General features: G+C 41.0%; 18 protein-coding genes and 1 tRNA gene. 5 read left to right on the top strand and 14 right to left on the bottom strand.

What is annotated here, in order from left to right; all coding sequences use genetic code 11:
- Nucleotides 1-136: 136 nt before the first annotated feature.
- On the top strand, nucleotides 137-1,681 hold the full coding sequence (locus tag ACZ41C_RS01385; RefSeq protein ID WP_464563795.1) for a sulfatase family protein: 1,545 nt from the start codon (nucleotides 137-139) through the stop codon (nucleotides 1,679-1,681).
- On the opposite strand, the gene ACZ41C_RS01380 is transcribed toward ACZ41C_RS01385, so the two are convergent.
- Genes ACZ41C_RS01380 through ACZ41C_RS01370 form a run of 3 tightly spaced genes read right to left on the bottom strand, consistent with a single transcriptional unit; the run spans nucleotide 1,682 to nucleotide 5,622 of the window.
- On the bottom strand, nucleotides 1,682-2,671 hold the full coding sequence (locus tag ACZ41C_RS01380; protein WP_464563793.1) for a sugar phosphate isomerase/epimerase family protein: 990 nt from the start codon (nucleotides 2,669-2,671) through the stop codon (nucleotides 1,682-1,684). It abuts the gene before it with no gap.
- Nucleotides 2,672-2,709: 38 nt separating this feature from the next.
- Nucleotides 2,710-4,494, bottom strand: a complete 1,785-nt coding sequence (locus ACZ41C_RS01375; protein ID WP_464563791.1) for an arylsulfatase — start codon at nucleotides 4,492-4,494, stop codon at nucleotides 2,710-2,712.
- 6 nt (nucleotides 4,495-4,500) lie between these two features.
- Nucleotides 4,501-5,622 carry a glycoside hydrolase family 130 protein gene (locus ACZ41C_RS01370; protein ID WP_464563789.1) on the bottom strand — a complete coding sequence of 374 codons (1,122 nt, stop codon included), beginning with the start codon at nucleotides 5,620-5,622 and terminating at the stop codon, nucleotides 4,501-4,503.
- A gap of 142 nt (nucleotides 5,623-5,764) precedes the next feature.
- On the opposite strand from ACZ41C_RS01370, the gene ACZ41C_RS01365 reads away from it, so the two are divergent.
- The 3 genes from ACZ41C_RS01365 to ACZ41C_RS01355 all read left to right on the top strand — a co-directional run bounded on the left by ACZ41C_RS01365 (nucleotide 5,765) and on the right by ACZ41C_RS01355 (nucleotide 7,679).
- Nucleotides 5,765-6,478: a M15 family metallopeptidase gene (locus ACZ41C_RS01365; RefSeq protein ID WP_464563787.1), complete on the top strand. Its 714-nt coding sequence runs from the start codon at nucleotides 5,765-5,767 to the stop codon at nucleotides 6,476-6,478.
- A 66-nt stretch (nucleotides 6,479-6,544) separates the two neighbouring features.
- Entirely contained in the window at nucleotides 6,545-7,411 is an 867-nt protein-coding gene (locus ACZ41C_RS01360; RefSeq protein ID WP_464563785.1) for an alpha/beta hydrolase, read from the top strand.
- A gap of 194 nt (nucleotides 7,412-7,605) precedes the next feature.
- Nucleotides 7,606-7,679 (top strand) — tRNA-Pro (locus tag ACZ41C_RS01355).
- A gap of 627 nt (nucleotides 7,680-8,306) precedes the next feature.
- Here the strand turns inward: ACZ41C_RS01355 and ACZ41C_RS01350 are convergent.
- Nucleotides 8,307-9,107, bottom strand: coding sequence for a membrane metalloprotease (locus ACZ41C_RS01350; protein ID WP_464563783.1), 801 nt, complete (start codon nucleotides 9,105-9,107; stop codon nucleotides 8,307-8,309).
- 363 nt (nucleotides 9,108-9,470) lie between these two features.
- Between ACZ41C_RS01350 and ACZ41C_RS01345 the strand changes: the two genes are divergently transcribed.
- Nucleotides 9,471-10,421: a DUF4382 domain-containing protein gene (locus tag ACZ41C_RS01345; protein ID WP_138258581.1), complete on the top strand. Its 951-nt coding sequence runs from the start codon at nucleotides 9,471-9,473 to the stop codon at nucleotides 10,419-10,421.
- A 74-nt stretch (nucleotides 10,422-10,495) separates the two neighbouring features.
- On the opposite strand, the gene ACZ41C_RS01340 is transcribed toward ACZ41C_RS01345, so the two are convergent.
- From ACZ41C_RS01340 to ACZ41C_RS01295, 10 genes are all read right to left on the bottom strand, one after another.
- The gene (locus tag ACZ41C_RS01340; protein WP_464563780.1) at nucleotides 10,496-11,632 is read right to left on the bottom strand and encodes a serine hydrolase domain-containing protein; all 1,137 of its coding nucleotides are present in this window, start codon (nucleotides 11,630-11,632) and stop codon (nucleotides 10,496-10,498) included.
- 47 nt (nucleotides 11,633-11,679) lie between these two features.
- Nucleotides 11,680-12,285: a hypothetical protein gene (locus ACZ41C_RS01335; protein ID WP_464563778.1), complete on the bottom strand. Its 606-nt coding sequence runs from the start codon at nucleotides 12,283-12,285 to the stop codon at nucleotides 11,680-11,682.
- 168 nt (nucleotides 12,286-12,453) lie between these two features.
- On the bottom strand, nucleotides 12,454-13,413 hold the full coding sequence (locus ACZ41C_RS01330) for an alpha/beta fold hydrolase (protein ID WP_464563776.1): 960 nt from the start codon (nucleotides 13,411-13,413) through the stop codon (nucleotides 12,454-12,456).
- A gap of 91 nt (nucleotides 13,414-13,504) precedes the next feature.
- The gene (locus tag ACZ41C_RS01325) at nucleotides 13,505-14,149 is read right to left on the bottom strand and encodes a hypothetical protein (protein WP_464563774.1); all 645 of its coding nucleotides are present in this window, start codon (nucleotides 14,147-14,149) and stop codon (nucleotides 13,505-13,507) included.
- A gap of 215 nt (nucleotides 14,150-14,364) precedes the next feature.
- Nucleotides 14,365-14,982, bottom strand: a complete 618-nt coding sequence (locus tag ACZ41C_RS01320; protein WP_464563772.1) for a CatB-related O-acetyltransferase — start codon at nucleotides 14,980-14,982, stop codon at nucleotides 14,365-14,367.
- A complete protein-coding gene (locus ACZ41C_RS01315; RefSeq protein ID WP_138258575.1) occupies nucleotides 14,979-15,365 on the bottom strand; it encodes a hypothetical protein in 387 nt (128 codons plus the stop codon). The genes ACZ41C_RS01320 and ACZ41C_RS01315 overlap by 4 nt, the downstream gene beginning before the upstream one ends.
- 5 nt (nucleotides 15,366-15,370) lie before the next feature.
- Entirely contained in the window at nucleotides 15,371-16,234 is an 864-nt protein-coding gene (locus ACZ41C_RS01310) for an SDR family oxidoreductase (protein ID WP_464563770.1), read from the bottom strand.
- 25 nt (nucleotides 16,235-16,259) lie between these two features.
- The gene (locus tag ACZ41C_RS01305; RefSeq protein WP_464563768.1) at nucleotides 16,260-16,718 is read right to left on the bottom strand and encodes a hypothetical protein; all 459 of its coding nucleotides are present in this window, start codon (nucleotides 16,716-16,718) and stop codon (nucleotides 16,260-16,262) included.
- Between the two features lie 21 nt (nucleotides 16,719-16,739).
- Entirely contained in the window at nucleotides 16,740-17,819 is a 1,080-nt protein-coding gene (locus ACZ41C_RS01300) for a serine hydrolase domain-containing protein (RefSeq protein ID WP_464563766.1), read from the bottom strand.
- 100 nt (nucleotides 17,820-17,919) lie between these two features.
- Nucleotides 17,920-19,692, bottom strand: a complete 1,773-nt coding sequence (locus tag ACZ41C_RS01295; protein WP_464563764.1) for a helix-turn-helix domain-containing protein — start codon at nucleotides 19,690-19,692, stop codon at nucleotides 17,920-17,922.
- Nucleotides 19,693-19,829: the final 137 nt, after the last annotated feature.

Here is a 19,829-nt window from a genome sequence, read left to right as displayed (position 1 = left end):
GAACGGCTTTTTGTTTGTAAAAACCATATATTTATGGGATTATCGATTTAATCCTATGCCTTCTAAATATCTGATTACCCCATTACTAGCTTTTTTATTTTTTGGTTGTTCCGAAAAGGAAAAGGAAAATCGAATTATGGACTCTCATGACCTTCCCAATATCGTTTGGCTGGTTGCCGAAGATCAATCCCCGGAATGGTTTCCCATGTATGGGGATTCCACGATGTCCTTACCAAATTTGGAATCGCTTGCAAACGACGGAGTCGTATTTACAAATGCCGTGGCTCCGGTTCCCGTATGTGCCCCGGCCAGAAGCTCCATTATTACTGGCATGTATCCCACGACCTTGGGAACCCATAATATGAGAACACATAAACCCTGGGCGCCAATCAATGAGCCTCTATTGGATAGCTTGCCCAGCTACTCCCCTGTGGTGCCGGAGGGAGTGAAAATGTTTCCAGAATACCTACGAAGAATTGGTTATTACACCGCCAATGGTCCTAAGGAGGATTACAATTTTGAAAGGACCGATGCCGCTTGGGACGAGAGCAGCGGGGAACGCCATTGGAGAAAACGTAAAGAAGGTCAGCCATTTTTTACCGTGTTCAATTTTGCTGTGTGCCACGAGTCCCAAATTTGGAACAGGGGCCAGGATTCACTTTTTGTCGATCCGCAAAATGTACAGGTACCTCCTTATTTCCCGGATTCGGAGGTAATCAGACATGATTTGGCCGTGAATTATAGTAACCTGAAGCGTTTGGATGACCAGATTGGAGTGGTTTTGGAAGACTTGAAGGAAGACGGCCTGTATGAAAACACCATTATCTTTTTCTATGGTGATCATGGCGGACCCTTCCCTCGACATAAAAGGGCCTTGTACGATACAGGTGTAAAGGTGCCCTTGATTATCAAGTTTCCAAAGAACGAGAATGCCGGAAGTTATGATGAACGACTCATCAGTTTTTTGGATTATGCGCCTACGGTACTTTCCCTAGCTGGAATAGAACCTCCCAAAGTGATGCAGGGTGTTGCCCAATTCGGCAAGTACGAGGTTGAGAAAAAACCCAAATATACCTTTCACACCTCAGATCGGTTTGATGAGATTTATGACCGATTGCGCGCCGTACGTAGCAAGCGTTATAAATACATTAAAAGTTACAATACGGAACTAAGTCACGCGTTGCCCGTTTCCTATCGCGAGCAAATGCCGATGATGCAAGCGTTACGTAAACTTTATAACGAAGGAGCCTTGAACGAACAACAGGCAGCTTGGTTGCATCCCACCAAACCGGAAGAGGAATTGTACGATTTGCAAAACGACCCTTATGAACTGGACAACCTCGCAGGAAATCCCGATTTGCAAGATACGCTCATCTTCTACCGAAACATTTTAGATGGATGGATTAAGGATAGTAAGGATTTGGGCGGAATCCCGGAGCGGGAACTTATTGCCAAATGGCTCCCCGATGGAAAAGCAAAGCGTTTACCTCCCTTAGAAGTTGCCATGAATGATTACGTCGTCCAGTTGATTTCCCCGCAACCGGACGCTACGATTGTTTGGAAACTTCCCCAGGATTCCATTTGGAAGGTCTACGTAAAACCACTTTCCAAAGATTTGAATTTTGAGGCCAAAGCGGAACGGATCGGGTATCTGGATAGTGAGATTCTAAGAATGGAATAGTTAGTAATACCCCGCCTTCTGCAGAGCCGAACTCAAAACCAATACAGAATTTTCAAAACTCTTTTTTAGTAGGGTATCGGCATCCATGGTATCCCAATAGCCTTTATTGAAAAGCTCCACGGAGAAACCGCCCCTAAATCCCGCTTCATACAGTTTTGGAACAATTGAATCGTACGGGCATATGCCTTCCCCGGGCAAAACACGGTCGGCATCCGTTAATTTATCAAATGAGGGTTCAGAGGGATAGTCGTTCATGTGCATTACGGGCAATTTGGCACCGTTGAGAACATCGATCGTATCCCATGAATTTCCACCGCGGTGCACGTGATAGAAATCCAACAGCAGGGACGCCTTGGGATGGCTTGTTTCTATGATAATCTGTGCACAGTCAGACACCTTGTGCAGGGCTCCCATGCCCCAAAGTTCTAGGACGGGAATCACCCCGGTTTCCGCTTCCAAATCGAGAATAGCGCGATAACGTTCCGCATATTCGCCCATTTTGGAGGGTTCTAACTTGGAAATTCCCATAACGGGTGCCGCTATATGTTCTCCGCCCAATTCCTTAATGATGTTCATCTCCTTGCGGAGTTGTTCTTGGGCGTTCTTCCTTTTTTCAGGGTCATCACTGCACCATTCCGAAAAACCAATGATGTTTTCCAATCTCAGGTTACCGGCCTGCAATTTTTCCTTTAAAGTTTGCGTGGTGCCCCCTTTTTCCAAATAGGTCATGATATCCCGCATCCATAATTCAATTCCATCAAAACCGGCAGCGATTACCTTTTCAATCTGGACATCAACCGGAAGTTGGTATGCCATTAAGGTCGAGGTATTTAGGCTTACCCTAAACGGGAGCGAATGTTTGGGTTCCTGTGCACCCCAACCGACTTCTTGTGTAAATGTATTGCCAAAGGCCCATCCCGATGAAGCCGAGACAGCGAATAGGGTACCTGTTTTCAATAGGTTTCTGCGGGAAATATTCTTGGTCGACATAAAAATGGTTTAAGTGAGCACAAAATAGAAAAAAGGATTCACTCTATGCGTTCAAATTGCAAAAGTCGGACATCCGGGCCTGTACTTTTTATTCGGTCTAGTTTTAAGACAAACGGCATTCTACCGGTATCCAATTCCATTACGCCCATATTCCAAGGTTTAAAATCCTTTACATAGGATTCCATACGCTCCACCCGGTCGTTTTCCATGCCCCTAAGTGGAGGGTCATGTACTGCTGAAATTGTTGTCCTTAGGGTATTTTTTCCTTGTTGTAGCATGATTTCGGCATCCGAATTTCCCTCGGGTATGGTATAATAGAGGGTAACTTGATAGCTTCCTTTTTTTAAGGTTTCTACATCCCAGTAAATGGAATCCTTGGTTTGGGTCCAATTTGTAAAAAATGTGTTGTTGGGAAAACGGTTACTACGCTCAATGTCTCCTGTTGCCATTGCATCCCTGGCGGGTAGTTGGGTAAACTTGAAATTGGGATGGCCCAAGGTAAAGGGTCGGTCGTCCGTTTCCTTGGTGAGCGATGGGTATTTTGACAGCCATTTCAGTTTTTCTTGTAGCAGCGAATCCCGAATTTTGGGGAATTTTTCGGCAATATCCAATTTTTGTCCGGGATCGTTGACCATATCGTACAATCGGTTTTCATCATCCAAACGGTATTGTTGGGTTCTTAAACTGGTGCGACCGGCCCAGTGATTGTAAATGATACGGTCCTTGTAGGCCGAATTTGGTTCGAAAATCCAAGGGGCCAAATTTATACCATCGGCTTTAAATTCATTTTCGGATAAATCCAACAACCCCAATAGGGTAGGGGTAATATCGACGGACCCACCAATTCTTTCTACTGTGATACCCGGTTTGATATGGTCCTTCCATTGGATAAAAAAGGGCGTTTTAACACCGCCTTCATCGGTAGCACCTTTTTTGCCCCGCAATCCGCCGTTCCACCGCCATCCATTGGGGCCATTGTCCGATAGATAAACGACAATCGTGTTTTCCTCCAAAGCAAGATTTTTTAAAGCCTTTGAAATCCGACCTACATTCGCATCGATATTTTCCACCATGGCCAAAGCGGCCCTTGTAAATTGAGGGTCTTCCTCCTCCGGATTTTGATATTTCATCACAAGTTCTTTGTCCTTGAATCGGTTCCAAAATGCATCTGGTACCTGCATGGGGCTATGGGGCGTATTCAGTGGAAGATAGACAAAGAAGGGTGCTTCTTTATAGTTTTGCATGAAGGAAATAGCATGATCGGTAAGGTCGTCTGCCAAGAAACCATTGCCATGAACCAATTCCCCATTGTGTTCCAACAGCGGACTAAAATAGTTGCCCCAGTGCCCCGAAGCAAATCCGTAGAACTCATCAAAACCCCTGGCGTTGGGATGATACGGAGGTTGCATACCGTTATGCCATTTTCCAAAGGCGGCGGTTTTATATCCGTGGTTTTTTAAGATATCGGCAATTGTGGGTACACCAATGTCCATTCGCTCTCCGCCTGCCGAGGTATCATGCACCCCAAGTCGGGTAAAGTATTTTCCGGTCAAAAGTTCCGCTCGGGTAGGGGAGCAGACAGGTTGTACAAAGAAATTGGTAAAGGATACTCCATTCCTGGCAATTGCATCGATATTAGGGGTGTTCAGATTGGTATTGCCATGAAAGCTCAAGTCACCCCATCCTTGGTCATCTGCCATGATAAGAATTACATTAGGTCTCTGAACTTTTTTTTCAGAGGCATCTTGAGTCACTTCCTTACATTTGGTCAAAAGTAAAAGAAGCAAAATAACGGAGGTATCTATTTTTAAAATCCTGTACATGTCATATTATTCCTTAATCGCTAATCCCACCATGGAATCGGCCGTTCCATAATACAAAAACCATTGGTCTTTAAAATAGACCAACCCTTGAATAAAGGTGGTTCCTGCCTTGTATTGCCCACTGACTTCATGGGGCAAGCTGGGACAAATGAAAGGAGATTCCAGTCGTGCCAGCATCTGTTTAGGGTTGTCCTTGTCAAATAATACCTGGCCTCCACAATACGTACCTTCTGGATATTTGTCGGTAGCACCTTCACCGGAAAGATTCTTGCCATTATACAGCAATAGAATTCCATTTTCGGTATATAAGGCCGGAGGCCCCGGTTCCGTTAAGTGACTATCGAACTCGTTTAAGGTCGGTTTAAACACATGAAGGAGTTCGCCATTGTCATCGAGTAGGGGAATCCAGTCTATTCCATTTTCACTTTCGGCAAGATTTACAAAAAGTTCTCCCCAATACATGAGGTATTTACCATTGAATTTTTTGGCGATTAAGCGGCTATTGGTTAATTCCGTCACCACGGAACCCGACTTGCTCCAAACATCCAAGAATTTACCGTCGTGGGCCTTTTGAAATATGGGGCCATGGTTGGTCCAATTTTTCAAATCATCTGAAGACGCTACGGAAAGTCTGGCTACATCCTGGTTCCAACTTGTATAGTACATAAGGTACGTGCCATCAGGCGTTTCTACGACCCTAGGATCTTCCATGCCACCAGGGTAGTCCCATTTTTTAAATGCGTCGTCCTCTGGAAAGAAAACCGGTTCCGGATACTTGGTGAAATCAATACCATTGGTACTATATGCGAGCCCGATTCTTGAGGTGCGTCCGCCTAAAATGGCATCGGGGTTGTCTTCTGCCCGAAACAGGAGAAACACAGTGTCATTTTTTACAATGGCCCCGGGATTGAAGACATCTGCCTTTTGCCATCGAACTTCCTTTTGGGTAATGGGATCGGTAAATATGTAGGTAGAATCCGGAACCATGATTGGATTTTTCTCGGCCTTTTCAAAACCCAACATCCATTGGGAAGCGGGTTCTTCTCCAGTTGGCTCGGTTAACTCGGATTTGTTTTTGCAGGCTATAAAAAGGATAAGGATACTAACGAGGGAAATTCTGGAATACATAGTTAGGATTTGATTTTTCACAAACATCAATTTACGCATATTTACATCAATCCTCATGAAAAATTGGAATCCCACCTTCATATCAAGTAGGTTTTAGGAAGTTCCCTCAATTAGATGTAATTTAATCGCAACAATTGCAGGTATGAAATACATTTTTGGAATGCTTTTCTGTCTATTGATTGTTTCCTGTAAGTCGGGAGATAAAAAGGAAAAAGAGGCGGCAATCCCTGAAAAAATACAGAAAAAGGATACCATGATCGAGGCAGCACCAGTTTCAGAAGTGCGACTAAGGAGTTTTGATGGACTGGCCGATACCACCTTTATAAGGCTGGCCGACTTTAGTGATGACTTTGCCTATGACATGCGCTATGCCACAGAAAATAACTTTTTAAAGGCCAAGGTGTATGAATGTGCCGAATGCTATACTCGGGTCAAAACCGCGAAGGCCCTAATTGCCGCTAATAAGGACTTTTTAAAAGAAGGTGTAAAAATAAAGTTCTACGATTGCTATAGGCCCAATTCCGTTCAGTACAAGATGTGGGAGATTGTTCCCAACCCGCAATATGTGGCGAATCCGGTAAAAGGGTCCATACATAATAAGGGCGGGGCAGTGGATATTACCTTGGTGGATATGGACGGTAACGAATTGAATATGGGAACCGATTTCGATTTTTTTGGTAAAAGGGCCTATCACGATAATACAGATCTTCCCCAAGAAATTTTGGACAATAGAAAATTATTAAAGGAAACGATGGAAAAGCATGGCTTTTGGTCGATACGCACGGAATGGTGGCACTATAACCTGTCATCTGCATCCAATGAAAAAATAGCCAACTTTACCTGGGATTGCGAATAAAATAATAGAAAAATGGAAACGCCAAAAAAACTAGTTTACGGAATAATTTTCTTAATAGGTATAACCATGTATTCACAAGATACCATTATACCCTTATGGCCAAAGGGTAAGGTCCCCAATCACATTCATAGTAACGAAAAGGAGACTCATAGAGAAGAAGGTATTCTCATTATTAGTAAGGTGCAAGACCCTACTATTGAGGTGTATTTGCCTTCAGCAAGAAATGCTACCGGTGAGGCCATGTTGATTTTCCCTGGTGGGGGATATGGTGTTTTGGCCTATGATTGGGAAGGAACGGATATAGCGAAGTTTTTAAATGGAAAGGGCATAGCTGGTATTGTGGTCAAGTACCGATTGCCTTCTAATGTATCGCAAGTGGAAAAGCACAATGTACCGTTGATCGATGCTCAACGTGCCATACGTTTGGTTCGTAGTAAGGCCGATGGTTGGAATATTAAGACGGAAAAAATCGGGATTATCGGGTTTTCTGCTGGGGGTCATTTGGCTTCTACCTTAGGTACACATTATAATGAAAAGGTCTATGAAGCCGTGGATGCTGTTGATCAACTTAGTGCCCGCCCAGACTTTATGGCGCTTGGGTATCCGGTCATTACCTTTGGCTTAAACACTCATGGCGGTTCCAAGAAAAATTTAATTGGTGAAAATCCCACGGAAGCCATGGTCGAGCACTTTTCCAATGAAAAACAAGTATCTGCTGAAACACCCCCCACCTTTCTCATGCATGCTACGGATGATGGAGGGGTTCCAGTAGAAAATAGTTTGCTATTTTTTCAGGCACTTAAAGATAAAGGGGTTTCTGCGACGATGCACATTTATCCTAAAGGCGGCCATGGATTTTCATTGGCCAGAAACGATATACACCTTAGAGGTTGGACAGAGCGACTGTTCGAATGGATAGAAAGTATACGATAGGCTAAAATTTGCAAAAAGATAGGGAGTAATCTATTTTACTTTTTTATTTTTGCCATCCAATTTCGGGATGTAGCCCTTCGACACTTCGTCTGCGCTCAGTGCAGGCAAGCTCAGGATAAACTGCACTACAGGATGTTCTGGCAAGGTCTTAAAACTACAAGGCCAACACATGTTTGGTTCTTATATTGAAGTTTCGGGATGTAGCGCAGTCCGGTAGCGCACTCGGCTGGGGGTCGAGTGGTCGCAGGTTCAAATCCTGTCATCCCGACTGAATGTTAAAGTGAACTGTGAAAACAGTTCACTTTTTGCTTTCAAAAGAGTCCCAAACAAAATTCGTGTACGAATTTGAAAGCAAAAGGTACGAAGGCGGGAGCCTTCACTTTGTCATTTGCAATGAGGATTTTGAGGATTATCTAAATCCATTACTCCAGTAGATTAAAATCTTTCGCATTTAGCTAAACTAAAGCGAAGCTTTAATTTGCAACAATAGCGGTGTAAAAGGATTCTCCAAAACTTTGCCGCTTTAGAAATAATAAAATTCCAACTTTATTATTTCCATCATTGGAGGTATAAAGGATTCTTTAAATCCAACTTTCTTGAAAAAAATCAAAGCTAAATTAGCTATTAGCGTGTTTTTGACTTGCCAAATCAATCTTTTGATTAGCCACTTTTTAAAATTTCAATTTTAAATAACTAATATATCCTAGGGTTATTTCGTAATATATAGAATTTATATTTAGGATGAGTATGAAAAATGTTGAGGCATTTAAAATAAGCTTATGGACAACCAAAAAATAATATAGATTACTAATTATCTAAAAGTCGGCTGCGGATTGGCCTTAAAATAGGTTCATCTAAAGCCAAATATTTTTTATTGAATAGGATAATTGATTTATCACTTTCCACCATTTGCCTGCAAGTCCGAAATGCAAAGCGCATCCAGCGGTGGAACGGAACCTCCGGTCAACATGTTAAGCAATCCTTCTCCTGTTTCGGCTGTCCAGAACATGAGACAGTTTTCATTCGTACAATGCCTACCATGCTCGATATCTTGGTGATTTGTCTGCATGGTAGTTCCAGCATTTACTAACCCGAGTAAATGCCCCATCTCATGATTTACCACAACTGTTTCCAAAGTGGTCAAACTGGGAGCCAAAGGTTGATTGCTAAATTCTCTTATGGTCTGCTCAAAAATTACAAATGAGGTATTACGATAAGCCACACCTAATACCGAACCGTTTTCGGTATTTTGGTCATACTCGCCGTCTATAAAGATACCGCTTACCGCAATCGTCCCTTTCTCATTGAATTTACTGCGATGCGTGTCCTCTAAATTTCTTATGTCCTGTATAGAATAAAATTCTTGGTCTACCTTTTCAATTTGTCGCACAATAATTTCAATTCCTTTCGGCTTGTTCAACCGGGCTTCCAAGAATTTCTTAAAATTATCCAAAGTTGTAGAAGTTGGGTTCAGTTCGCCCACATACAATATTTCCAAAATCAACTTTTCAAAACTACCAGATGATAAAAGATCGTTCGCCGAATCCCCTACACTTTTTTTATTTACAGAAGTGTCCACTTCGATGGGGTTTCCATTCTCATCTTCAATAATTTCGGTGCTATTTCCTGTATCCTTTGAACAGGAAATAAGAACTGAGAATAATAGGAGAATAATTTTTAGACTTTTAGTTCCCATAGTTATTGAATTACTTGCTTGACAAACAAATAGTCGACATAAATAAAACGTGATTCATGTACTGAAATTGTATTTCTAAAACAATTCACAAAGGAAAAAGAAAGATGGCCGCTAATATTTATAGTGTTATTGGCACATATTGGCATCTTTCCTTATTGTGGATTTGGCTTGTCTAAAAAATTCTAATTCGAAAAGAGGAATTTTAGGCCCAAAATAGTTAAATGGCTTAACGGATTAAAGAACAAATGATTAAGTAATTCGAATAGTGGCGTAAGGCTTATTTTGAAAAATTTTAACACTTTTTATATAGGGAAAATTCACTTTCGGATGTTATATAGGTCCAAATCATAAAAATTAATAGACATGAAAAATCATTTAAAAACAGTAACGATCGCATTAACAACCATATTCCTCATGACTTCGTGCAGTAAGGATGATAATGGGGGTTCGGAGATGGGTGCTGAATCTTATGAAACTACTTTCATGATTACTGATGCCCCAATCGATAACGCCAATGTTGAGGCGGTCTTTGTTACGGTTTCTGACATTAAGGTAGATGGTACCTCCTTAGAGGGTTTTAACAAAACAACCTTCGATTTGGCCGCCTTGGTCAATGGACAGACTAAAACTTTAGGAAACTTGCAGTTAGAAGCTGGTTCTTATTCCAATATTGAATTGGAGTTGGACTATGATATGGATGCCTCGGGGAATGCCCCAGGCTGTTATGTAGAGATGGTCAATGGAGAAAAGGATAAACTGGAGGCCGCTTCCAACAAAATAAGTATCACTGATTCTTATGAAATATTTGCCTCCAATACCAATGAGATAATTATAGATTTTGACCTAAGAAAGACCATAAAGGAAGAACAGGGAACCGTATCCAATAATTTTGAATTTGTCACAATGGCAGAGCTGTCAGCAGGTATACGTACTCTTAACAAGGAAACTACGGGAATGATTTCCGGAATTGCCAACGATGTCCAAAATACCTCCGATAAAATTATTGTATATGCCTATGAGAAAGGAGCATTTAATGCCGAAGTGGAAACAAATGGGAAGGGAGATAGCAACGTAACTTTCGCAAATGCTGTTACCAGTTCTGAAGTAAGTGGACTGAACAATGAATACAGCCTGAATTTCTTGGCTGAAGGTGAATATGAGCTGGTCTTTGCCTCATATAAAGAGGAAGGTGACGTGGTTAGCTTTAACTCACTTTTGCAAGTGGAATCGACGACTGGACTTAATCTCGGGGCCCTCTCCGTAACTTCTGCTATTCAGCTAAGTGCCAATGTTACGATAACTGGTACGAAATAATCAAATTTAGTGTTTCATCATTTATGTTTTTAGCCCCTTGTATTGCAAGGGGCTAATGCTTATTACCTATAATGTCATTCTAATTGGATTAATTTAAGTATTTCATACACCAAATTTAGCGCTCCCTTTGAAGCTTCCAATTGATTTAAAGTGCCTGATACATAGGTGTCCAATTGCGGGCAGTACCATAAAAAGGAGGCGGTACTACCCGTGTGGCCGATTACTTCTAAATTTGAATCATTATTATAAAGCTCTTTAAAGGATACTCTTCTAAGTCCGTAACCGTAATCCATTCCAACGGTTTCATACACCCATTGCTGCATGTCCTGACGGGTTTCTTTCTTTACCAATGCATCGTTGTTGAATCCCTGAAGGAATCGGGTTAAATCTTGGGTTGTTGCGACCAGACCACCTCCACCCCAATCGGCACTTAAACTTTTTAGCGTTGATAGTTCCGCATCGCCAGCATAAAATTCGGCCATGGCCATTTCATTTTTCAACGGCGATGATTTTAGATTGATATAGGAACCGTTCATTCCCAAAGGCTTAAAAATATGCTGTTTAAAAAATTCGTTCAAGGAAAGGCCGCTTACCTTTTCTATCAGCAGTGCCAACAGCACATATTCCGTATCCGTATAATGGTAACCCTCACCCGGGGCAAAATGGGGTACCATCTTCTCTTTTGAAAACTCAATGAGTTCCTCGGGAGACCATATCTTATCGGTATTCATTAACAGTTGATTAATGATATTGGGACTACCATCAAGGGTGTCATCCGTAAAATAGTCCGGTAAACCTGATGTATGCTGCAGAAGATGCGCTATGGTAATGTCTTTTGAGTACTCATTTCCATCCAATACGTGCAGCTTTTCAATCAGTGATTTTGGTAGATGTTGGGCGATTTTATCTTCAAAATTCAGTTTCTTTTGGTCCTTTAACATGCCTACAGCGGTAGCCGTGAGCATTTTGGTAATGCTGGCCGTATAAAATGGAGTATTGATTGTTAAAGCATTTTCCGAATTCACGGCACTTTCCGCCAACCGAATATCAATTCCTTTGGATTTTGAATAGACGTGCAGAAAAGCACTTTTGATAGGCTCCTTTTCCAATTCGGCCGAAAATAATTCCACAACCTTCTGAGGTCCGGTCTGCTGACCAAAAGTCCATATGGAAACAAAGAGTACTATGGTTCGTATTACCTTATTTTTCATTGTATTGCTTTCGTTATGTAAGATACTCCATTTAAAATAGTCCCTTATTAGAACCAACTGAACCCTAGCCCGATGTTAAGGCTTACTGCGTCCCTATGCGCATCTCCTGCTAAAAAAACCCTGCCCAGTACTAGCTTGGACTGAACATTCAGCGCAAAATTATTCTTTTTGTAGATCTCATAGCCCGTACTGGCCATCACGGCACATCCAAAATTCCAATCATCATTTACGTTGTCCTTAATGTCGTAGAGTGCCGGTGAATCAATGGCCAAACCTATACCTCCATGAATCCACCAACGGTCCTTTGCCCAATATTGCAGGGACGGTATAAAGCCTCCAAAATGTCTGTCATTGTCCTGAAATTCGTATATGTTTCCCGGTAAAGAGACCGTTATGGCGAGATTGTCGTTCAACATATGGCCAAACTTTACATCTGGAAAAACAAACGTTCCCTGGGCTTTGTCAAACGTTTGATTACCAGCACTATCTTCTATACCGATTATGCCTCCCCCTACTTGGAATTCAAAGATGAAACCATCCCTTTGCGTTGTTGTTTCAGAATTTGTGTTTTGTGCATATGTTACACTGGATACGAATGCAATGGCTACACAAGCCATTTTTAGTAAAATTTGTTTTTTAATTGTTTTACTCATGCCTTTATTATTTAATTTTAATAGGTATTCGTGAATCTTTGATTTCATGATTGTTCGTTTTTTGATTGTTTTAAATTGATGTTACAAAGTTGGGGTACCTATTCAAGCAAATCGTCTTGAATTATAATTTGAAACCTAACTATTCCTTTTACTCTTACTTTGGATTGATTACTTATTGGCCGTCGCCAAGACATGGTATATCAAGTTTTGCATATCTACGGATTTATACATCGGTATTTGGTGTCCCACATTTTTCAGCCGAAACAGTTGCTTTTCGGGTGCTTCTAGTTTTTTATAAAATTTTTGTGTGAGTTCAAAACCGGTGGTTAAATCGTCCTCTCCTATGATTACATATACGGGGATTTTAAAATGGGTTCCATGCTTTATTGCGTTAATGCTATACAGTTCTTTATAAAGGGGCATCCATTGTGGCTCCCATTCCTTAAAGAATTTCATGTATTGCACAAATTCATTTGCTGGAATGGGAGTTCCCTTGTAATCACTGATCCATTTAAATTGAACGGCCATATCCTCAACATTTTCATAAGGTATATGTACAGCTTTAAGTTGCCCAACGGCTTCCTTATTGTTCCGTTCCCTGTAGTGTTTTAACAGTTTGGCTTGGGCCGTGTTTTGACTTTTTTGATTATCCAATACGGGACTAATGGCCACCAATGAGGCTATTTTATTTGGATATTCTGTTGCCAAATGGAACCCTAAAACGGTTCCCCAAGAATTGGCTACCACTATCATTTTGTCTTTATGAAACGCTTCCAATAGATATTCAAAGATGTCCTCGGCATCTTGTGTCATAATCGAAAGGGTGGGCGCTTTTAAATTACCGAGCGTCGATTTTCCTGATCCTCTTTGGTCCCAATGGACCACCAAGAAATGTTCTTCCAGAATATGGGTGATTTGTTCCCTTTGCGATGCGCTCGCCGCTCCAGGCCCACCATGTAAATACAGCATAAGGGGCTTGCTTTCATTCCCTTTGATACTGATGAATTGCTTACTGTCCCCAATTTTCACAAATTGGGTGGTATCCACACGTTTTGAATCAAGCCTAGGGCTTTGCGCGATTAAAGTACAGGATAGCACAATACAAATTGCTGTAAATAGATATTTCATTGTGTAGTAGTTAGAAAATCGTTGTTAAATCACTATACTCCAAAGTCTTACTTGATGTCCCATCGAGGACTGTATCGCTTTGGGGTTATTTTTAAAATTTGATTCCAACGTACAGATTCGGTTCAAAAAGGAAATAGGATTTCCATCGATTGTCCAATTGTTTAAAGGCGTCCGGGGTATTGGTATCGAACATCCAATTTTGAAAATGGACCTGGGGCTCAATAAAAATGCGCTTCTTTTTTCCGAAAGCAATATGATAACCTAGATGGTAAGACGTGTAGAGCTTGAATCCATTGGCTATTTTTTCATTGTTTAGGTCTAGATAGGTTTTGTATTGCGGTAGCACTTCTACCGTAGCGAACAATCCTTTCCAGAGCATGCGTTGGTATGAAATTCCAATACCCGTTTCACGTAGGTAGCCGGGATAGAATTCACTTTTGGAATCTATTTTATCCAATAGTCCATCCCACCACTGTATGCCCATGGGCTGAAACAACCTCCAAGTGGCGAATTTTAAACCGATGATGTTTTTGGAATCCAATTCGCGCTTCACATGAAGCTCAATATGTTGTGTATTTGTTCTTTCGCCTCCTTTACCAATATTACCTAGGATGATGGCAGGAAAGCTCACCCGGTACTTATAATCGGAACCATTACTCAATACAGATTCCTTGTTACCCTGTGAAAAAATACTTAACGTGCAAAGTGTTAGACCGATGATGAATAGTTTTTTCATTGTAATGTGTTTTAAATTTTTGTTTTTGATTCGTAATGAATTGATAAGGCAAAAAAACTGTACATAGGAAGGCGCATCGTCCTGAATTATGATTCCAAACCTTTTTGTTTTCCCTACTATTTCTAGGTTTTAGTATCGGGAAAGGAAAAGTTGGATGCACAAAAAAGGCTTAACACTTAAAGTGCTAAGCCGTCTGGAACATACTATGTAAGTTTTTAAAACAACGCTTCCGGATTACTGGTGAGTTTCCCTAGATTTTGGGTGATTTTTTCTATACCCCAATGCCACCATTGTAGTTCCAATAACTTGGAAATGGTAGCCTGGGAGAAGCGTTTTTTAATTGGTTTTGCAGGATTGCCCCCCACAATGCTGTAAGGTTCCACATTTTTTGTAACCACTGCCTTTGTGGCAATAATGGCACCATCTCCTATGTGTATTCCCGGCATAATCGTTGCCCCGTGGCCTATCCATACATCATTGCCGATAATGGTATCCCCTTTTGTGGGATAGCTTTTACCCTCCATGGCGTTTTCCCAGGCACCTCCAAATATGGCGAAAGGATAGGCCGTTGCGGCTTCGGTGAGATGATTGCCACCGTTCATAATAAAGGTAGCACCGGAGGCGATCATACAGAACTTCCCAATGATGAGCTTGTCCCCAATAAAATCGAAATGGTATTTGACGTTTTTTTCAAAGTTGGCAACATCTTCAAAATCATCGTAATAGGTATAATCCCCAACAATGATATTCGGATTTGTAACGATGTTTTTCAGAAAACAAAGCGTCTCGTAGTTTGGTAAGGGGAAACGAGTATTTGGGTCGGGAGCTTTCATGGATTACGTTTGGATATTTTAAATAAACTTAGCGCTAAAATAAGGGTAAGCAGGGCTTGCGATTTTTCAAAAATAGTTTCTGCCAGCAGATTACCAAGAGTATTGAGTATAAAATATACGGAAAACACCATTAACCATCTATTTAGGGTTTTCTCTTGCCATTTGTTGGGAATTACTTTGGTTTTCATTAGAATCACACTGCCTAAAAACAACATAACCAAAAGCGCTACCCATTCTAAAATTAGGATTGTTTTGGGTTCCATTATTTTTCCTCCCCAAACCACATGGGATGGGATGAGTTGCAATAAAATCAGTATGTGAAATAGAACGTAGGCCATTACAATACCCAGCGCAGTTCTTCCAAAAACGTTTATTTTTTTCATTTTGGTCAGATATTGTTTTGAACTACTTCCTTGTAAAAATCCTCCAAATGATGGGTCCCAAAACAGGGGGCAATACAATCCTCTGCCATTAAGGTGAGAAAAAATTCGATGGGTCCATAGGTTTTGACACTGGTAAAAGTTCGCAAAAACCAAATGGTCAGTTTTCTGGACCAATCCGGCAAATGCACCATTTTAACGGGTTTGTTCAAGGTTTTTAGTGCAAGTTCACTTATTTCATTCAAGCTTAAAACATCCGGACCTCCAATAGACAGTTCTTTGTTGCCTTCATCCAAGGTAGCTACAATGGCCCTTGCCAGGTCATCGCCATGGATAGGATTGAATTTTTGATGGCCGGAACCAAACAAATAAACACGTCCCGATTTCGCCATTTCTAAAAAATCCTTCATATCCGAGAAAAAACCATTCGGCCGTACGATGGTATAATGCAATCCCGAAGCTTTCAAAGCATCCACAAACTTTTCCTTGGCTTCAAGGATTTTTAGATTGCGGTGTTTGTCCCCGTTAATGGCGGACACATACACAAAGTGTTTTACACCCGCCTTTTTAGCTTCTTCCAACAAATTCAAATTGGCCTGATAATCCACGTCCATGTAGGTAAGACCGTCTTTTTGCCTGGTGATGCCCAAGGTAGAAATTACGGTGTCAATGCCCTTACAGATATCACGTAAGGTTTCAGGTCGTGTTACTTGGGCCTGTTTTATTTCCAAATAGTTCTCATGGTCATTTTGCAAGCTATCGGGATTGCGCAAAATGGCTACAACCTGATTTTTCCTTTCAATGAGGACTTTCAATAAGAAACCACCCAAATAGCCTGTAGCGCCTGCCAATAATACGTTGTTATGTTTCATCACTAATAAAGATTTAAAGTGTTTTTCAGTCCAGTTTTCTTTTAAAAATATATCGGGTTATAAAAATCCCATTATCGTCATTTTTGCCTGCGTCACTTTCCACGGCACTGGTAACGAACACTAAATCCCAACCTTCCGTAAGCATGTCCGTCAGTTTTGATGAAATCAAGGCATCGTTCGCTACAATATTTTGAAAGCGTATGCCGCCCAAATTATAAAAGTTCAACAGCTTCGTTTCTTCAAAGTTTTTGACCCTAATGTCCTTTCTCTTGGAGGTATTCCGGGAATTGTCGTCTTCTGTTTGCTCAGAAGTGAATTCTTTGTAGTCCCTATCATCGTTGGAAGAAAGCATACGTGATCGGCCCAATCCGCTTGAAACAATAGATTCTACACTTGTTATGACCTTAACTTCATAGTCTTGCTGACTAAAAACAGGATTTGTACAATATGTGTAAAAGGCAAATAATACTACTAATTTTTTCATATCTATATAATTGAAATATTTTTAATTAAACACTGTGGTCAATACGTGTTCGATAATGGTGTTGCGTTGTGTTCCCGTATCGTCTTGCTGATTGCTTAACAGTACGATTGTGGCATCATATTCCGGTATAAAACCGATCATACTCCAATAGCCATTAATATCGCCACCGTGCCAGTACATGGTGGTACTGCCCTCTTGTGTGGTAAACCATCCCAAGCCAAAATCCACATAGCCACTTGGAACATCTTTGGCAAATATTTCCGACTTTTCAGCTTGGGTAAACCAATCCGTTTTTACGGCATTTGTCCAAGTTTCCATATCGCTTGGCGTACTACTGAAATCGCCTGCCCCAAAAGGGATGTCCATAGGATACGAACTGTTAGGACTTCCGTTCAAATAACCCTGTGCATGGGTATCGCTGTCAATCTCATCCCTCCCTTTGTAGGATTCTGACATCCCTAACGGATTGAAAATTTTCTGCTGCACATATTCGTGATAGGGCATCCCTGATACCTGCTCGACCAACAAGGCTGCAATGAGATAGTTTGAGTTGCAATACTGTTTGTTGGACCCTGGTGTAAACTCGAGTCCATTTTCAAGGATCAATTCTTTGATAAGGTCATAAATAGTGCCTTCATCCAAGGTTTCCCCTTGTTCGTAAGCACCTTCAGCCAGTAATTGATACTCCGGTATACCGGATTGATGGGATAGTAACTGGACAATGGTAATTTGATCACCATTCGGGAATTCGGTATCAAATTCATCCAAGGTTTGATCAAAGCTTTGGATCAACCCGTCACGTTTTAATTGTACTACCGCCGCTGCAGTAAGTGTTTTGGTAACCGAACCTATTCGGTACCCTAGGTTATCCCCTTGGGGCAATTCCGTGTCTTGATTGGCCCATCCAAAACCCTGGCGTACCAAATCCTTCCCGTTTTTGGTTACAATGGCATAGCCTTGAAACCCGATATCGGTGAGGACAGTTTCAATGGTGGTTTCGTTGGGATTGGGTGAAATTGTATCGTCTTCTTTAGAACACGATGTAAATAGTAGTACAGTGGCTACTATAAAAGGTAGTAAGAATTTGTGTAAAGTTGTCATAATTGTTCGTTTTTTGATTCATAATTTTGATGCAAAGATTGACCGTAAGTACACATCAATCGTTCTGAATTATAATCTGAAACGAACTAAAGAAGATGAATCATGCATTGGACTTCATCCAAGCCCTAGGGGTTATCCCCTCTATTTTTTTAAAGTAGGTATTGAACACACTTTTGGAATTGAACCCGCTATCATAGGCCAATCCAAGAATGGTCAAATGTGAGTTTTTGGGGTCCAGGGCAATGGATTTAAAGCGTTTTAGTCGGTATGAATTCACAAAGTCATTAAAATTTAGATCAAAGGCGGTATTGATCAGGTAGGATATTTTATTGGTGTTGAACCCTAGGACATCGGCCACGAATTTTAAACTCAATTGCGGATTCAGAAAAGGTTCCTCTTCCTCAAAATAGGTAAGCAGTTCCTCTTTTAAGGCCGCTATTTGGGAAGCATCTAATATAGTAGGTGTCGATTTTTCTTCCTCTTCCACGGGGGATGCAATATCCGAAAGGTACAGGTTGGAATGGTGCAAATCCGAAAAACCTACCATTCCGTGTAAGGGTTTCAAAAAAGGTTCTTGCCTGTAATTGATGATTTGGCCACGCCTGCGGTCGATCATTTCCTGCAAACGGGAAAAACCCAGCGCTTTATGGTTGGAATTACTCAATATATAAAGGTCGTAGGGAACAAGCATGGTTTCGTTGCTTTCACTAGCTGTCCATCGTGATACAATTTCCTTCGGGACTTCAACAGGCTTTTCATTGATAAGTTGGAACAACAATTTTTTCTCTTGGACTATTGGCGTTTCTTTTATAAATTTTTCAAACTGCTGTTCTTGGTTTAGCCATATCAAACAAAAACACTTTAAATGATGCGCTAAGGCCAATTCCGGATTAATAGTTAAGGCATAGTTTACACCTTCCAAGGCTTTGTCAAATTGACCTTGATAATAGCAGATATGGGCAAAAGTGTAATGATTGTTTGCCGAAAGCGGGTCTACATCCAAAAGTTTGTTGGCATATACTAAGGCCTCGTCAAAAAAGCCGAGGGCAATGAAGAGTTCCGCCATAGCTTCCAAACCATCGATGTGATTCGGATTAATGGCCAAGACTTTATTGATATGGATGTACGCATTTTTAAAATCCCATTCCTCCCAAAAAAACTTACCAACAAAAGACAACGGATATTCTGGCAAGGAAGTGTCTATTTCTTTGGCGATCAAAAGATTGTCAATGGCCAAATCCATAGCTTCTTGGTAGGGCATATACCCCCACATGGCCAATAATCCGTAGCATTGCAAATTGGCATAATAGGCTTTCGCATAATTTTTATCCAATGCAATGGCCTGATCATAATAGGTTATGGCCTCGTTAAGGCTTTCCGGGGTCCATTTTAATTGTAATGATCTTCCTTTTAAAAATAATTGATAGGCATCAATATTGTTTGTTGGTTGATTGATCAAATGCTCCTGAACTTCAAAATGTCCAAAATTGTTGCGGACCTCGTCCGCAATCGCTAGACTGATCTCATCCTCCAAGTCAAAAATATCGATCAATTCACGGTCAAATTTTTTGGACCAATAATGGGTACCTTGGGCAACTTCAATGAGCTGTGCCGTAATCCTGACCCTTTTGTCGGACTTTTTGATACTCCCTTCAAGAATGGTATCTACGCCCAATTGCCCACCTATTTTGCGTATATCGATGTCTTTTCCCTTAAAGGCAAATGAAGAGGTTCGTGCAATTACTTTGAGCTGATCGATTTTGGTAAGTGCATTTATAATCTCCTCCGTAATTCCATCACAGAAATACTCGTTCTCAATATCGTTGCTCATATTGACAAAAGGTAAAACTGCTATGGACTGCTTACTACTCATTAATTCGGTAAGCAAGGTGGCATCTCAAAGAGGAAATACAAAAGAAATCAATATAGCCACTTGCCAGGGTTCAAACACAAAACATAAGGATAAACTTAATATTTTATTTTTCAACTAAAACTCTATACTACAAAAAT

It is taken from the genome of Maribacter sp. C-4077, from assembly GCF_055378385.1.
The sequence above is the reverse complement of the archived record's forward strand: the minus strand, read 5'-3'. Positions and strand labels throughout refer to the sequence as shown.

What these genes read in the sequence shown, in the direction of transcription:
- ACZ41C_RS01385 (WP_464563795.1), top strand. Translation starts at nt 137, where the DNA reads ATGGACTCTCATGACCTTCCCAATATCGTTTGGCTGGTTGCCGAAGAT.
- ACZ41C_RS01380 (WP_464563793.1), bottom strand. Translation starts at nt 2,671, where the DNA reads ATGTCGACCAAGAATATTTCCCGCAGAAACCTATTGAAAACAGGTACC.
- ACZ41C_RS01375 (WP_464563791.1), bottom strand. Translation starts at nt 4,494, where the DNA reads ATGTACAGGATTTTAAAAATAGATACCTCCGTTATTTTGCTTCTTTTA.
- ACZ41C_RS01370 (WP_464563789.1), bottom strand. Translation starts at nt 5,622, where the DNA reads ATGTATTCCAGAATTTCCCTCGTTAGTATCCTTATCCTTTTTATAGCC.
- ACZ41C_RS01365 (WP_464563787.1), top strand. Translation starts at nt 5,765, where the DNA reads ATGAAATACATTTTTGGAATGCTTTTCTGTCTATTGATTGTTTCCTGT.
- ACZ41C_RS01360 (WP_464563785.1), top strand. Translation starts at nt 6,545, where the DNA reads ATGTATTCACAAGATACCATTATACCCTTATGGCCAAAGGGTAAGGTC.
- ACZ41C_RS01350 (WP_464563783.1), bottom strand. Translation starts at nt 9,107, where the DNA reads ATGGGAACTAAAAGTCTAAAAATTATTCTCCTATTATTCTCAGTTCTT.
- ACZ41C_RS01345 (WP_138258581.1), top strand. Translation starts at nt 9,471, where the DNA reads ATGAAAAATCATTTAAAAACAGTAACGATCGCATTAACAACCATATTC.
- ACZ41C_RS01340 (WP_464563780.1), bottom strand. Translation starts at nt 11,632, where the DNA reads ATGAAAAATAAGGTAATACGAACCATAGTACTCTTTGTTTCCATATGG.
- ACZ41C_RS01335 (WP_464563778.1), bottom strand. Translation starts at nt 12,285, where the DNA reads ATGAGTAAAACAATTAAAAAACAAATTTTACTAAAAATGGCTTGTGTA.
- ACZ41C_RS01330 (WP_464563776.1), bottom strand. Translation starts at nt 13,413, where the DNA reads ATGAAATATCTATTTACAGCAATTTGTATTGTGCTATCCTGTACTTTA.
- ACZ41C_RS01325 (WP_464563774.1), bottom strand. Translation starts at nt 14,149, where the DNA reads ATGAAAAAACTATTCATCATCGGTCTAACACTTTGCACGTTAAGTATT.
- ACZ41C_RS01320 (WP_464563772.1), bottom strand. Translation starts at nt 14,982, where the DNA reads ATGAAAGCTCCCGACCCAAATACTCGTTTCCCCTTACCAAACTACGAG.
- ACZ41C_RS01315 (WP_138258575.1), bottom strand. Translation starts at nt 15,365, where the DNA reads ATGAAAAAAATAAACGTTTTTGGAAGAACTGCGCTGGGTATTGTAATG.
- ACZ41C_RS01310 (WP_464563770.1), bottom strand. Translation starts at nt 16,234, where the DNA reads ATGAAACATAACAACGTATTATTGGCAGGCGCTACAGGCTATTTGGGT.
- ACZ41C_RS01305 (WP_464563768.1), bottom strand. Translation starts at nt 16,718, where the DNA reads ATGAAAAAATTAGTAGTATTATTTGCCTTTTACACATATTGTACAAAT.
- ACZ41C_RS01300 (WP_464563766.1), bottom strand. Translation starts at nt 17,819, where the DNA reads ATGACAACTTTACACAAATTCTTACTACCTTTTATAGTAGCCACTGTA.
- ACZ41C_RS01295 (WP_464563764.1), bottom strand. Translation starts at nt 19,692, where the DNA reads ATGAGTAGTAAGCAGTCCATAGCAGTTTTACCTTTTGTCAATATGAGC.